Consider the following 15948-nt stretch of genomic DNA (forward strand, 5'->3'; position numbering starts at 1 on the left):
CAGATTGTTCGTTTTCTTTTAGTATAATGATAATAATGGATGTAGAAAAGGATAAACGATGAAATTTATTGATGTTGCAACAATTAAATTATTTGCAGGTAAAGGTGGCGATGGAGCGGTTGCTTTTCATCGTGAATTATATGTTCCAAAAGGAGGACCATCAGGTGGCGATGGCGGTAATGGTGGCAGTATTATCTTTGTTGGTGAAGAAGGAATGAATACTTTATTAGATTTAAAATATCAGCGCGAAATTAAAGCTCCTGATGGTGAAAACGGAACAATTAAAAATATGCATGGGAAGAATGCAGTGAATAAATATATCAAAGTACCGTTAGGAACATTAATTTATAATAATGAAACAAACGAAGTTATTGGTGATATTATTGCTCATCATCAAGAAATTGTTCTTGCGAAAGGGGGGCAAGGTGGTCGTGGTAATGCTCGTTTTGCAAATGCAAAAAATAAGGCACCAACCATTTTCGAAGCTGGTGATTTAGGTGAAACATTAGAAATTCGTTGTGAATTAAAGGTTTTAGCTGATGTTGGTCTTGTTGGTTTACCAAATGCTGGAAAATCAACATTATTAGCGAAAATTTCTAAAGCCAAACCACAAATTGCTGATTATCCATTTACTACGTTAACACCCCAATTAGGAGTGGTTCGTGACCAAAATAATTACAGTTTTGTTGTTGCAGACTTACCGGGTTTAATTGCGGGAGCTGCTGCTGGGAAAGGTTTAGGACATGATTTTTTACGACACATTGAACGATGTAAATTAATTGTCTATGTCTTAGATATGTCAGGGAATTATGGTACCGAAGATGTTTATCAAAATTATTTAAATATTAAAACCGAATTAAAAGATTATAATTATAAATTAGAATTACGAAAAGAAATTATTGTGGCAAATAAAATGGACTTAGAATCTTCATCAGCAAATTTAGTAAAGTTCAAAGAGCAAATGCCGACGGCTGAGATTATTGCCGTTAGTGGGTTAAAAAACGAAAATTTAACATTATTGGTAAATCAGATTGGTGTCACATTAGCAACTATTAACGAAAACAAGGCTTTATGACAATTAGATGAGCAAACAACAGAGCAAGATGATTATAAGGTATATACTTATAGTGCACCAAGTGAACCAGAAGTGGTTGTTAATAATCTTGGCAATGGTGTTTGAAAAGTTACAGGAAAAGCAGTTTATCAAGCATATCAGAAAACACCAATTACAACATATGATAATTTATTATTATTTAATAAAAAATTACAAGACTTAAAAGTTTTTGAAATGTTACGAGCAAAAGGAGCACAACAAGGTGATGTTGTTCGCATTTTTGATTACGAATTAGAATGGGATGGATAATAATGAACGATTTAAAACAATATTTAACATATTTAACTACTTGAATTAAAGAAGAAGTAACAAAAGCACATTGTAATGGAGTTGTTGTTGGTTTATCGGGTGGAATTGATTCTGCTGTTGTGGGATTATTAGCCCAAAAGGCTTTTCCTGAGCAGCACTTAACAGTTGTTATGCCTTGTTATTCTGATCAATTTGATCAAGAATGTGCTAATTTATTAATTAATACTCATCAATTAAAACATCAAATTGTTGATTTATCATTAACATATGATCAGTTAGTGGCAACTTTAGCGTTACCACAGCATCAATTAGCATTAGCTAATATTAAACCACGGTTACGAATGACAACCTTATATGCTTTAGCACAAAGCCATAACTATTTAGTATTAGGAACTGATAATGCTGATGAATGACATGTTGGTTATTTTACGAAATATGGCGATGGGGGTGTTGATTTAGTACCACTTATTCATTTGGTGAAAGGAGAAGTTCAACAAGCAGCCCATTTACTAGGAGTTCCATCTGAAATTATTATGCGTCCACCAACTGCAGGATTATGAACAGCTCAAACTGATGAACAAGAGCTCGGTGTTAGTTATCAACAGTTAGATTTTTATTTACAAGGAAAACAAGTACCAGTAGCGGTGGCACAACGGATTGAACATTTACATCAGGTTTCTGAGCATAAACGACAATTAGCAAAAGCACCTCCAGTTGCTTTTAGTTCTTTAATTAATGAATTTAAAAAGTAAATTTTATAATTAATATAACAAAATAAGTGATTATAATGCCAATGTAAGAATTTAAAAAGAGAGGGCAGTGCTCTTTTTCCTTGTTTTATGAGCGTTTTTAAAGTATAATTTAAAATAGGAAAAAGGCAAAAAATTTTAAGGAGAGGATAAGATGGATGATAAATTAATTGTAGATAATACCGATTTTTTGTTAAAGTTTACACTTGAAAATTTAGATATTTTAAAGAAATTAAAAACTAAACTTGATCAAGAAGTAGTTAATTTATATGATCTTGCAAGCCAAAAAAAGCAGTCAGTGCAACATTTATTAGTAAAATCAAAACATAATCATAGTAAGATTAAAAGTCGCAGTGAATTTGAAAATTTAATTCAACATGCTTTATTAGAAAAATATGTGGAAGGAATTTTAACTCGTTTTGAATTTCGCATTGATACAATTGCTCGTCAATATAATCCGAAAGAAAAATTTGTGAATGTTGTTAATCCAGCAGAAGTAAATGCTAAGAATTTATATGTAAAAATTAAGGATCCACAACGTTATTCAACAAAAGAAATGTTGGAGTTACAAGAACTGTTAAAAGAAGTTAATGCTCCTTTGGTTGGCTTGGTCAAACAATATAATGAAAACCTTGCACAGATTAATGCTAGTAAGGTTTTAGTTGAGAAAATAACGTTAGAAGAAATAATAAATGAATATATTGATTTTTTCTTATTAGATGATGAGGGTTAAAATTTTTAATTAATTTTTATTTGTTTTTTAGTTTTAATCTGTGAATTATTCGTGGTTTTGTTATAATAAAAATATAGAAACGAGGCGAATATAATGGAATACAAAATTCGTAGCAAAAACATTATTATTACTGATGCAATGCATCAGCATTTAGTGGATACTTTTAATAAATTATTAAAATATCAACAAGTTAATGAAAATGATCTTGTCCATGTTGATATTGAGTTTACCAAAGAAAACAATGTTGTAATTAATATTTCAATTGATATTAGAGGTAAAAACAATTTCTTAAAAGCAGAAGTTCATAATAGTGATTTTTATAAAGCAGTTGACCAAGCTTTACATAAAATTGAAGAACAGTTACGAAAAATTAAAAGTAAAAGAGAAGACCGCCATAATAAAAATCAAGCACTCGGAAAAGTTTATGCCACAATAATGGAAGCAGAAGAGGACCAAGAAGAGGAAATGGTTTAATCTAATATAAAAAAAGTTTAACCAGATTTGGTTAAACTTTTTTATTGTTTATTACTTACCATTTATTTAGTTGGGGTTGGTGCACTTGGTGTGGCATTTGTCTTATTAACCCGAATTGCTCCGATTCCTTCTAATAATCAAATTAAAGCCCCAATTACAGCAACTAATTCGGCAACAACAATTACTCAAGTTGAAATTTCTTTTGTTGAAGTAATAATAGCACCAATCATTCCAACAATTGCAATAATGATAAAAACAATTCCAGCAATTAATTTGCCAATTTTATGACGAACAAAAGTTGCGACACAAATAAACAAGAAAGCTGTAATTAAGATAATGGCACCATTATCACCAGTGTTGTTGTGAACAAATAGTCTTGTGTCAACTCTAACATTTGGAAATGAGTTCAGAATTGCTAAGATAAACAATCACAACCCAGAAATTCAAATCATCACTTTTTGAAAAGTAACGTTAATCTTGATTGTTGCATATTTTAATTTTGCCATAAGTTTTTCCTCCTTAACCATATCAATAGATATATTATAACTTAGTTTTAATAATATTATTGATAAATTAAATAATTCGTAAAATATCGTTTGTTTTAATATTTAAGAATTTAATCATTCCTGGTGCTAAACAATAGACAAAATAACATTCAGAAAAATAATGACTCATTTTTTGGGAACCAAAATTCTGAATTGTTGAAATAACTTCAAAGTTTTTATTGCAAAAAATAATATCAAGTTGATAAAAAATCCCAAAACTATTAAAACCATGAACTTTTCGTAATAAATAACCATCTTTCATAGTAATATCTTTTGGTTGAATTAAACTAGTAAATTTTTCTCGTCAAGACTTAATCACATGGATGTTAACATCTTGCGGATTACTATTTACTGTTAATGTTTTGCGATCTTTTAATAAGTAGTATTTTTTATTTCGTTTATGTTTTGTTCGATGAAATTTATAAATTAAATTTGAAAAAATTCCCATAGTAACACCCTTTTCTTTTTTTCTTAACAATTATATAAAATTATATTATAATTACCAAGAGAAAGAGGTGTTATTATGAAATTTGCATTATTTTTAGCAACTGGTTTTGAAGAAGGTGAAGCAATTATTACGACTGATGTATTACGTCGTGGTGGCATTAATTTGGAATTAGTTAGTATTATGAAAAAATTAGAAGTTGTTTCGGCTCATAATGTAGTTATAACAGCTGATAAATTAATTGAAGATGTTAAATATGAAGATTATGATGGTTTTGTTTTACCGGGTGGTCGTATTGGAGTCGACAATTTAGCAAATAGTGAAATGTTAAAAGATTGATTATTAAAAGCAAATAGTGATCAAAAAACAATTGCAGCAGTATGTGCTGCACCACAAATTTTAGGGCATTTAGGAATTTTAGACAATAAAGAAGCAACAAGTTATCCTGGATGTACTAAAGGAATGGAAAAAGCAATTTACAATGATGAAATGGCAGCGATTACCGATGGTCATGTTATTACAGGTGCTTCGGTGGGGTCAACAATGAATTTTGCATTGGCAATTGCTGATCGAGTGTTGGGACCAGAAAAAGTAATGGAATTACATCATGAGTTAGTGATTCGAGACTAAAATTATTTGCAAAATAATTTTAATTTTGCAAATAATTTGTTAAAAAAAGGAGTAAAATAAAGATACCTCAAGGGAACATAAGTGATTTAAAATTAACTGTTAAGAATTCTTGGCTTGGTTGTTAATAATTTAGATATTAACTTCTTTTGACTAAAAAAAGATTTTCAACTTAATTGAGGTAGACAGGGTGTTTGTTGTTTTTTAATAACAAGTCATGTTTTTAACTATAAAATTTTAATGAAAAGTAATTTAAAATGTATTACATTTATTAAATTTTATTAATAGTTATGATAACAAGTTATCATAATAAATTTTGAAAAATAAAATTAAAATATGTTAATTAGATTAATGAAATAGAAAATTTAATAAATAGGAGGAGAATTATGAAGAAAATATTGGCTCTTTTAGGAGCAGTATCATTAGTGGGAACAAGTGCCGTTTCGGTGGTTGCTTGTAATCATCCGCCTACCGGTGAAAAAGGATCAGTTGATGATATTAAAAAACAATTAGAACAATATACTGATACACCATTTTTTGCTTCTTCATCACAAATAACAAATGATAAATTAGCATCAGAATTAGCTAGTCGAATGACAATGGGAAGTTATAAATTAGTCGTTAAAAATGACGCAACATTTGTGCAACCAAAGATTACTGATGGTAATGCTTTACAAGCACAAACATTAAAGGACTTTAAACAACAATTAATATCAACAACAGTACAAGGCGAATTAGTTGTTAATAGTGGAAGTGCCGTTGTTAGTTTGTTAAAAAAAGATAGTGAACTATTTAGTGTCAAAATTAAATGATCATCAAATGAATTGCTATTTTTAGCAAGCACAGTTAATAAAATTAACAATGTGGGGGATACAACACAAAATATTAAATTTCCGTTGCCACCACTTATCCCAGGAGTAAACCTTACCCTTGCTGATTTATATAGTTTTTTGAGCATAATTAATTTACCAAAAGAATTAATTAATAGTATTGATTTAACACAAATAGATAGTCCAGATTTTGTTACTAAGTTTGATCAGGTATTACAAAAGATTAGTGAACCTTTGGAACCTATTGTTGGGGGTGATTTTTTAGCAATAAAAATACCGCTTGATTTTAAATTAACGGATGGAATTAATCTTAAAGGATACAATGGTAAGATGCAAGAAAAAGAAGGAACTGTTAGTGATTTATTACACAACATTGCTCCTGATCTTATTGCGTTATTGCAATGATATCTTAAAGAAGGTCAACAAAAGATTGAAACAACGCATAATACTGTTTTACCATTGATTCAGTATTTATTGTCACCCGTTAATTCAAATGTAAAAGAAAATATTAGAACTGAATTTGGCGACGATGGATGATTTTATAAAACTACCGCAACTAATTTTGATAGTTTGATTTTTCACTTGTTAGCGGGTTATAAAGGAAAACCAACTACAGATGATAGTCGCTTTGTTTTCAAAATTGTTGGAAAATATCTAATTCCGCTTGATGAGGTTTTTGACCAAGATTTAATTGGTGACAAAGGTCATAAACTAATTCTTAAATTAGAATTAAATCCAACCTTGTTAATTGCAAGCATGTTAGATATTTTTAGCAAAAACAATGGGCAAGGAATTGATGCTGTTGGAGAAAGTATTTTACAACCAAAAACATGGTTGGGAATGAGTAGTTTTGTGCAGGGTCTGATTCCAAATATTAATGTTTATTTAGGACCAAGTATTATGAGTTTTGGTGGTTCATTTATTTTACAAAACTTAGGTTTAAGTAGTACTGAAATAGAGAACAATAATATCACAATGAGTGCTGGAACCGTTAAATTGCAATTTAAAAATAAAAATAATCAGTGAGAAAATTTTAAAGTGCTTTTAAAAGAAGTTGACAAGACAGATAAAAATGGTAAGCCAGTTACAGATGATGAAGGCAACCCAGTTAAGGTGAAGGTTGGTCCTCCTGATTTAACTCAAATTTTAGGTGCAACTGATTTAAAAATTAGTTTTATGAATGTTAAATTTAAAGTTACACCAAAAAAATAATGATAAAATTGTTTATGAAACAAATGGTAATGTAAATTTTGATTTATGATTATCAGACAAGATGAATTAGATATAAAAAAGTATCTTGTGCTTATATTTTTATACAATGATAAATATTTAACAAAAAGATATTGAAAGTTTAGGTTTGAAAGAATAGTTAATTATTCTTTCAAACCATTTTTTATGCTAAAAAAATAAATGGTTTTAAATATATTCAGTTTCTCATTAATTTTTCTTGGAAAACTTTTTAAATTCTTTTTTTTGTTTATAATTAATTATAGAAAAAGAAAATTATAAGAAATAAAGGAGCTAAGTTGGGTGATGAAAAAAATATTATTAATTTTAGCTAGTTTAGGAATTACAGTAACTTCTAGTTTTAGTTTAATTGCTTGTAATCCACCCCAAAAACAAGAAAAAAATATTTTACAAACATTTCAAATTAATACAAATCAAACAGGTGCGCAAATTTTAACTAATTTACACACTTTTATGCAAATTCGTTATCGTTTAACGCAAGACCCTACGGCAAGAAAAATTGCAACATATCAGATTTTCTATCAAGGTAAGGATATTACTGTTGATCAAACAACAACTGTTAAACGTGATGATATTGTTCATATTATTATCACTTTAGCACCATCTGATCCAACAATTATGTTGGATCAACAAAATTTAGTGCAAGAAGGATTTACATTAGGAAATACATATAATGTAGAAATTAAAGTTACTGATGTTAATAAACAAAATATTAAGACAGTTTTTGTGCCGGATTTAAAAACTCCAGCTCGCGAAAATGATAGTTATCAAAAGTTAAACACTAATGCTAATGTTATAGAAACAGTTCGTGATGCAATTAATCATCGTTTATCAATTACAGCTTCGGATAGTGATTTTATTATTACTAATGACCATGATCAAAATCCGAGTGAAAAACAAGTACCAGGAACAGTTGTGACTTTTACTGTCACAGCAACACAAAATAGTAGTTTAATTGAAGGCTCATTTACTTTTACTAATACTTTATCAGCACGAAAAGATATTTCAGAAGTTACAATTAATAATTTGCCAGTGGATCCAAATCCTAAATTTACTTATGGTCAATTAAATAACAACAAAGAGATTTCTGATGCAATTATTGGAACAATTAATAATAAGTTGCAAATTAACATTACAACCAAAGATTTTATCGTAACAAATGATCAAAAAACTTATGAAAAACAAGCACCAAGTCAGACAGTAATATTTACTGTTATAGCAACTGAAAACAGTAGTTTAATTAAAGGAACATTTAACTTTACCGTTGTGTTAGCAAAATTAAGTTTATTACCAGTAATGGTTGATGGAACAACTATGACCATTGTTGCTGACCCGGATGTTTCTTATGAGAAACTAAATCAAAATAAAGAAATTATTACAGCAGTAAAAACTGCGATTAATAACACACTTTTGATTACTGTCACTGATAATGATTTTATTATTAGCAATGATCAACCAGTTGATAAAAAACAAGAACCACAAACAGTTATCACTTTTACTATTGCTGCAAGTAAAACTAGTAAATTAATTACTAACCAATTTACTTTTAAAATTACTTTAAAAGAAATATCACTGTAATATTAACAATTATTAAAATAGAAGAGGAAGTTAATATGAAGCAAGAAAATAAAAGTATGAATTGAAAAATAATAAGTAAGGAAATTATTAATAGACAGTTACAAGAATATTATCGAGATAATATTTCATTTCAACCACCAACAAAACGTCATCAATTAGTAATTCGGTGAATGTTATTTTTAGGACCATTTTTAACCTTAATGGGAATTTTTATTAGTATTTTATTTATTGTCAAAAGTATTGCTATTTACTTAATTTTTTTACCACTTTTAATGTTATTAATTGGGTTTGGTTTAATTGTTGTTGTTGTTTATTATATGATTAAATGAACTCGTCTATTAAAACTATATGATAGAATTATGGAAAAAATTAATTTAGTTGAAATTTATAATTTAGGTTTAGCCCAATATTTTAGTTCACAATTAATTTTAAAAAATATTAGTCAAGATTTTCAACCTGCACTAAGTGAATTAATTAATCTTAATACTAATACAAAAATTGATACTGTTTTTAATTTATCACATCCATTAGGAACAATTTCGTTTGGAACCATTACCCATCATGTTATTAATAAAGTTAATGGTAAAATTGATAAAGAAGAATTTTATCGCTTACCAGTTTTTACTGTGTAACTAGATACTAAAATAACTGGTGAGTTCACGATTCAACCACGTGGTGTTTCAACCAAGTTTTTTAATCCGTTAGCCTATGTTAATTTTGATGATAATTTATTTGAAGGAACCTTTTTAGTTGGTGGCCATCATGATCGGGCAATTAAAAACATCTTAACACCTAAAGTTCGTAAAAATTTGCTTGTTTTGGCCTCTAAAACACCAACAATTCCAGCTATTGATGTAACTCAAAATGTTTGAACATTTTTGTTTCAAGCTTATTTAGTTAAGAATTGAAATGACAAAGGTATGATGTTAACACAAGTTGATTTTTCAGGAAATTTTAATAGTGTAACTGATGATATTATTGCTAAAATTGAAATGGATATTATTTGGTTAAAAGAATGTCTTGTGTGATTAAATCAATTTGAGATTATGGTAGTATAAAAATTTATAATAATAATTTTATTAATGATAAAACAGAAGTGAGATGATAATAAGTGCAAGAAAAATTATTTACAAATCAAAATCAGCAAAAACTATTAGTTGAATTAAACCAAGAAATGCAAACTGCTGATGAAGTTTGTTTTGTCTTTCCTTTTATTTCAAAAGCAATTATTAATAAAATTGAAGGATCAATTAAGTATTGTTGTCTGAATAAAATTCCTATTCGGATTATTACGACTACTTTTGATGATTTAGCCGAATATAATAATTTATTAGAATTAGCACGGTTAATAGCAACCTATGACAATATTCAAATTAAAGTTGAAGATAATTTAGAAAAACGAAGTGAACGGATTCATATTAAAGCTTCAATTTTTAAACGTTTTCATGGAATCTCAACAGCAATTATTGGCTCTTCTAATTTAACTTATAAGGGTATGGTAACGGGACGTGAATGAAATATTAAATTAACAACAAATAATAATCATAGTTTAGTTACAGAAATTATTACTGAATTTGAACAGTTATGAAATGAAGTTTTAGTTGATTTTAATGATGAAGTTGCACGAAATCATTTATTAGAACGGATTAGTCAAAATCAATCAACTCGTATTGCAACAATGTTTAATAATACACCAACTGAATTTTTAACAATTCGAAAATATTTATATGATTTTCAAAAAGACATTGTGGCAAAATTACAATATCGGCGTCAGTTAGGTAAAAATGCTCATTTAGTAATTATGGCGACTGGAACTGGTAAAACAGTGGTTGCTGCTTTTGATTATTTTTATCAATTGCAGAGAAGGGCTGGTCAGCCGCTAAAAATGCTTTTTTTAGCTCACCAAAAAGAAATTTTAGATCAAGCCTTGCAAACTTTTCGAGGAGTTTTAATGGACAAAAACTTTGGAGAAGTAATGTATGAGGGAAAAACTAGTGCAAACAATGTACATTTATTTGCAACAATTCAAACAATGGCGAATAAATTGAGTCAGTTTAAACGCAACCATTTTGATGTGATTATTTTTGATGAGGCACATCATATTGCTGCTGCTACTTTTGACCAAGTTTTTAATTATTTTCAACCACAACAAGTTCTTGGCTTAACCGCAACACCAGAACGTGAAGATGGTAAATCAATTAAAAAATATTTTGCAGATGAATATGCGGCAGAATTAAGACTATGAGATGCCATTAATCAACGCTTATTATGTCCTTTTGATTATTATTGTATTGATGATAATACTGTTGATTTAACAGGGGTTGATTTAAATGCAGATAGTGAACTTTTCAAAAAATTAAATACAAAAGCTCGCAATAATTTGTTATTAAAAATGATTGAAAAGTATTTGGGTTTATATGCAAGACCAACAGCATTAATTTTTTGTGTAACAACAGAGCATGCTAAAATCATCGCAACTTTTTTGCAAGCAAATCATCTTCGTGCAGATTATTTAACTTCTGAAAATCGTGAACAACGAACGCGGATTTTACATGAATTTAAAATTGGCCGAATTAATTATTTATGCGTTGTTAACATGTTTAATGAAGGAATTGATGTTCCAGAAATTAATACAATTATTTTATTACGCCCTACAAATTCAAAAACAATTTTTTTACAACAACTTGGGCGCGGATTACGAAAAACAGAATTAAAAAATCGGTTAGAAGTTTATGATTTGATTAGTAATATTGATAGTAAATATGATATTACAATTGGGATTAAGAATTTGTATGACCCAAAATTAACGTCAATAAAAGGGATATTAGCAAATGAAGGTTTACCTTATAATTGTACGATTACATTAGAAAAACGATCAGAAAAAGTTATTTTAAATAATTTACGAAAATGATATGATAACCGTGCCAGAATTAAAAGCCATATTCGTGAATATTATCAGAAATACGAAAATGAAGGTTTAGCGCATTTGCTACATGATTATGATTTATCACTATATCAATTTTATAATTATGTTAATGATTTTTATGTTAAAATTGGACGTAATATTGAACGTTATCAAATTGATGAAAATAATACTAATCGGAATAAAAACTTGTTAAAGCAATTTTTATTTTTAGATAGTTATAACCTTATTAATTATTTTATTTTACGCTTAAAGCAAAAACTTTCTAATAAAGAAATTAATTTAGATTATGATAATTTATTAATAACATCATTGTTATATGAAGTAACTAGTATGACTGTTTTTACTGAGTTATTTCCAGATTATCAAACAATTCCCGATTTAGTAACATATTTTATTAATCATCATCAACTTATTGTGGAAGAATTATTAATTATTTTACAATATAAATTAGAACATGAGACTTTAAAAATGCATTCTGAACAAACAAATCCCTTGTTAAAAGGGATTACTTATACCGTTAAACAAGTTTTATCTGTTATTGGCCGCACAAATTTTTTATTAACACGTGGTGAATTACGAATTATTGCGTTTCAAGCGGGTTATTTAACATTTGATAAAGTTAAACAAGTTATTTTAGCAGATGAGGATGGAACTGGTTATGGTAAATTAACAAAATATCTGCCAGATGAACAAGTTTTTTATTGGTCAATTCCTGAGACAATGACTTTGGCTAATAAGTTAGTAAAAGATATCCAAAATAATGATATTGCTAAGTATTTATTTTTACAAAACAAAATTAATACAAAGTGATCTAATTTAGGTTTAAAATTATATTGTTTTATTGGGTTTGGACATTATGAGACAATGTTAACAGAAAACTATCTTACAGCTAAATTTTTTGTTCAAAAAGGTTAAAACCAGTTTTTAAACAAATGTAATTAAAATAATTTAATTACATTTTTATGTTATAGTCATCATTTTCTATAATAAATTGCTAAAAATATAGTAATTGACTCTTTTTAGTTTTCTAAAAGTGTATTATAATTAAAGAATAGTATTATTTTTATTAAAGGAGCTTATAAAAATGGAAAGTTTTAATCTTGATTTTATTCGAAATCTAACGAGATTAGTAACATTTAATAATGCTGAACAATTGTATCAAACAAAGAAGATAACATTATTAAAAATAGATGAGCAGCAAACTTCAAATAACGAAAAAGAATTAATTATTAATTGCCAAGTTATTGCAAAAAATAATAGTGATTATTATGAAGTAAATGTTGTTTTTGCCATTGTTGCTGAAATGACATTTTTAACTCGTCAAAGTTGCAATTGTATTGACTATAATTTTCAACATCAAATTTGTCAGCATATTGTTGCAACTTTGCTGTTTGCCTTTTATGAATCTAAAGAAAATATTCAACAGTGACGAGCATTGTTTACCGCAACTGATCACTTATTAACAACCTTTGTTAATAAGAATAAACAAAATTATGAAACAAAAGAAAATGTTGTTGATTGTCAATGTAGTTTGATTATTGACTCAACATTTCAAAAACCTGCTGTTGTACAAATAAAATTAGGTTATGAACATGACCAGTTTTTTGAAATTAAAAATATTTATCATTTTTTAAGGTTTTTAGCAAAAAATCCACTTGATCCAGATTATTTAAAAGGTTATGAGATTTCCCAAAAATTTGTTTTATATCCGGCAAAAGTGGTTTTTTCACTATTTGCGGAAAAAGTGATTCGGTTTTTACAACGAGAATTTATTAATGTTTCTAGTTTTTTGCAAACCCAAAAAATGGATTTTTATGGAGTTTCAATTACAAAAAGTTTTGGGTTTTCAGCTTATCAAACAGAGCAATTTTTAATAGCTTTACAAGATGAAACAATTAAATTAATTGTTAATGATCAGGAATATCCAAATATTAAGATCAGTTCTGATCAGTACCAACCGAGTTTAAAAGTTCAGCAAAATGATAATTTAATTCAAATTGTTAATAATAAAATAACACCAGTAGTTTTAACACCAAATCAAGGAAGTTTATTTGATCATGAACAAATTTTTTTATTGGGACAAAAAGATACCTTTTTGTTAGGGCCAATTTACCAAACAATGGCAATGACTAGTCAAAACCAAATTACTTTTACTGCTCATCAAACTAATGATGTTATTAAAGCAATTGTTGCGTTATTGGATTATCCTAGTAATATTGTAAATGTTGATAAAGTAATTTTAAAAGCATTAGAAAAAACACCATTAATTATTGAAAGTTATTTTGATTTTAAGGGTAAGGAAATTATTTTACGACCAATTTTTCGGTATGGAACAATTACAATTGATTTGCTAAATAAGGTTAATGATGATAGTAAAATTGTGTTACGGAATATTTATCAAGAGCAACAATATTTAACTTTTTTAAAGCAAATTGGTTTTGTTAAAAATATAATTATTTAGTTTTAAATGATTTAAATTATGTTATTAAATTATTATCTGAACATATCACAACGCTAGAAACACTTTCGCAAATTTTTTATACTGATAATTTTAAAAATGTTCGGTTAGTTGACTTTAATGTCAATCGTTCAAGTATTAATATTAATCAAAAAAATAATTGATTGGAATTTGAGTTTCAAGTTGCCGAGATTGATTATCATAATTTAAGTGAAATTTTAGTGGCTATTAATAATGGTAATAAATATCATCAATTAACAAATGGGGGAATTATTAATTTACAAGAACAAACATTACAGAAATTTGCAACCTTAATTAATCAATTTGATTTTCGAGAAGAACAATTTGTAACAGGGAAATTACAATTACCAAAATATCATGCGTTAACAGTTTATAACAATTTGGATTTATGGACAGAATTTAATTGCTCTTTTAATTTTGATTTTAATCATCTAATTACTAAAATTAAACATTTAAAAGAAAATAAGTTTAGTGTCCCTGTCTCACTAGAGACAGTAATGTGTGATTTTCAAAAGAAAGGTTATTTTTGATTAAAGACACTTGCTTCATTAGGATTTGGTGGGATTTTAGCTGATGAAATGGGATTAGGAAAAACATTACAAACAATTAGTTTTATTTTAAAAGAATATGAGTTGAATCCAAAAATGACCCCAGTCTTAATTGTAGTTCCTGCTTCGTTAATTTATAATTGAAAGAATGAAATTAATCAGTTTGCTCCTGTTTTAAAAACATTAGTGATTGCAGGAGAACGAAAAACAAGAGAACTATTATTTGCAAAAATTAACGAAGTACAAGTTATTATTACTTCTTATCCATTACTTCGTCGTGATATTGGCTATTATCAACAATTTCAATTTCAATATTGCTTTTTAGATGAAGCACAACATATTAAAAATCCCCAGTCAATTAATGCTAAAACTGTTGGAAGTTTAAATATAGCAATTCGTTTTGTATTAACAGGAACGCCAATTGAAAATAATTTAACAGAATTATGATCAATTTTTAATTTTATTTTGCCAGGATTTTTGTTTCATCATCATTATTTTCAAAAACGATATGAAATCCCAATTATACGTGAACAAAATGAAATAGTTAAAAAAGAACTATTGCAAAAAATTGCACCGTTTATTTTACGTCGTTTAAAGAAAGATGTGATGAGTGAATTACCACCAAAAATTGAACACAAAATTTTAGTGGAAATGACTGATCGTCAAAAGAAAATTTATGCTGCTTTTGCAACAGCAGCACGTGATGAAATTAATAAAATTTTAAAAGCTGGACACTATCAACAAAATCGCTTGAAAATTTTTGCAACGTTAACTAAATTAAGACAAATTTGTTGTGACCCTAGTATTTTAGATGAAAAATATCATAATGAAAGTGGTAAATTAGATGCTTTACGAGACATTTTTTCTGACTTAACCGGTAGTGGACATAAAATCTTAATTTTTTCACAATTCACAACTGTTTTAAAACGAATTGAAATTCTTGCGCAAGAATTAAATTTAAAATACTTGTATTTAGATGGCAAAACACGATCAGAAAGTCGGGTAATGATGACACAAAAATTTAATGAAGATAAGACAATTAATGTTTTTCTAATTTCTTTAAGAGCAGGCGGGGTTGGTTTGAATTTAACAGCTGCTGATGTTGTTATTCATTTTGATCCTTGGTGAAATCCTTCGATTGAAAATCAAGCAACTGATCGTGCCCACCGGATTGGCCAACAAAGTACAGTACAAGTAATTAAGTTAATTGCAAAAGGAACCATTGAAGAAAAAATTTTGGCAATTCAAAATGATAAGCAAGCAGTAATTGAGGCAGTGTTAAATAATAATTTGGAAAATGCTAATTTTACAAAATTTTCCGAAGCAGAATTACGGGATATTTTAGAATTATAAAGCCTAATGTATATCGTTCCTTACAGTTATTAAGTTAGAAAATTATGTCC

14 protein-coding genes are annotated in these 15948 nt (G+C 27.9%); 12 read left to right on the top strand and 2 right to left on the bottom strand.

The features are described from left to right. Window positions 1-58 precede the first annotated feature (58 nt). From obgE to hpf, 4 genes are all read left to right on the top strand, one after another. Complete coding sequence (obgE, locus tag E7Y35_RS00745) at window positions 59-1363, top strand: GTPase ObgE (protein WP_283272442.1); 1305 nt, start codon at window positions 59-61, stop codon at window positions 1361-1363. A gap of 2 nt (window positions 1364-1365) precedes the next feature. Then, a complete protein-coding gene (gene nadE / locus E7Y35_RS00750; protein ID WP_283272443.1) occupies window positions 1366-2115 on the top strand; it encodes an NAD(+) synthase in 750 nt (249 codons plus the stop codon). A 151-nt stretch (window positions 2116-2266) separates the two neighbouring features. After that, window positions 2267-2845 (top strand): hypothetical protein, encoded by a 579-nt coding sequence (locus E7Y35_RS00755; protein WP_283272444.1) that lies wholly within the window; start codon window positions 2267-2269, stop codon window positions 2843-2845. Between the two features lie 93 nt (window positions 2846-2938). Continuing rightward, window positions 2939-3319 carry a ribosome hibernation-promoting factor, HPF/YfiA family gene (hpf, locus tag E7Y35_RS00760; RefSeq protein ID WP_283272445.1) on the top strand — a complete coding sequence of 127 codons (381 nt, stop codon included), beginning with the start codon at window positions 2939-2941 and terminating at the stop codon, window positions 3317-3319. 62 nt (window positions 3320-3381) lie between these two features. Here hpf and E7Y35_RS00765 read toward each other — a convergent pair whose 3' ends face one another. Continuing rightward, a complete protein-coding gene (locus tag E7Y35_RS00765) occupies window positions 3382-3825 on the bottom strand; it encodes a hypothetical protein (RefSeq protein ID WP_283272446.1) in 444 nt (147 codons plus the stop codon). A gap of 67 nt (window positions 3826-3892) precedes the next feature. Next, window positions 3893-4312 (bottom strand): hypothetical protein, encoded by a 420-nt coding sequence (locus E7Y35_RS00770; protein WP_283272447.1) that lies wholly within the window; start codon window positions 4310-4312, stop codon window positions 3893-3895. A 75-nt stretch (window positions 4313-4387) separates the two neighbouring features. Between E7Y35_RS00770 and E7Y35_RS00775 the strand changes: the two genes are divergently transcribed. The 8 genes from E7Y35_RS00775 to E7Y35_RS00810 all read left to right on the top strand — a co-directional run bounded on the left by E7Y35_RS00775 (window position 4388) and on the right by E7Y35_RS00810 (window position 15898). Further along, window positions 4388-4939: a DJ-1 family glyoxalase III gene (locus E7Y35_RS00775; RefSeq protein WP_283272448.1), complete on the top strand. Its 552-nt coding sequence runs from the start codon at window positions 4388-4390 to the stop codon at window positions 4937-4939. Between the two features lie 383 nt (window positions 4940-5322). Beyond that, a complete protein-coding gene (locus E7Y35_RS00780) occupies window positions 5323-6978 on the top strand; it encodes a lipoprotein (protein WP_283272449.1) in 1656 nt (551 codons plus the stop codon). Between the two features lie 321 nt (window positions 6979-7299). Continuing rightward, a complete protein-coding gene (locus E7Y35_RS00785) occupies window positions 7300-8592 on the top strand; it encodes a spiralin repeat-containing protein (RefSeq protein WP_283272450.1) in 1293 nt (430 codons plus the stop codon). A gap of 35 nt (window positions 8593-8627) precedes the next feature. Further along, window positions 8628-9224: a hypothetical protein gene (locus E7Y35_RS00790; protein ID WP_283272451.1), complete on the top strand. Its 597-nt coding sequence runs from the start codon at window positions 8628-8630 to the stop codon at window positions 9222-9224. Window positions 9225-9401: 177 nt separating this feature from the next. Next, entirely contained in the window at window positions 9402-9650 is a 249-nt protein-coding gene (locus E7Y35_RS00795) for a hypothetical protein (protein ID WP_283272452.1), read from the top strand. Window positions 9651-9703: 53 nt separating this feature from the next. Next, complete coding sequence (locus E7Y35_RS00800; protein WP_283272453.1) at window positions 9704-12433, top strand: DEAD/DEAH box helicase family protein; 2730 nt, start codon at window positions 9704-9706, stop codon at window positions 12431-12433. A gap of 169 nt (window positions 12434-12602) precedes the next feature. Continuing rightward, the gene (locus E7Y35_RS00805) at window positions 12603-13979 is read left to right on the top strand and encodes an SNF2 helicase associated domain-containing protein (RefSeq protein ID WP_283272454.1); all 1377 of its coding nucleotides are present in this window, start codon (window positions 12603-12605) and stop codon (window positions 13977-13979) included. Window positions 13980-14023: 44 nt separating this feature from the next. Continuing rightward, the gene (locus E7Y35_RS00810; protein ID WP_283272980.1) at window positions 14024-15898 is read left to right on the top strand and encodes a DEAD/DEAH box helicase; all 1875 of its coding nucleotides are present in this window, start codon (window positions 14024-14026) and stop codon (window positions 15896-15898) included. Window positions 15899-15948 lie beyond the last annotated feature (50 nt).

The sequence above is a fragment of the Spiroplasma sp. SV19 genome, assembly GCF_030060925.1.
Lineage (GTDB): Bacteria > Bacillota_I > Bacilli_A > Mycoplasmatales > Mycoplasmataceae > Spiroplasma.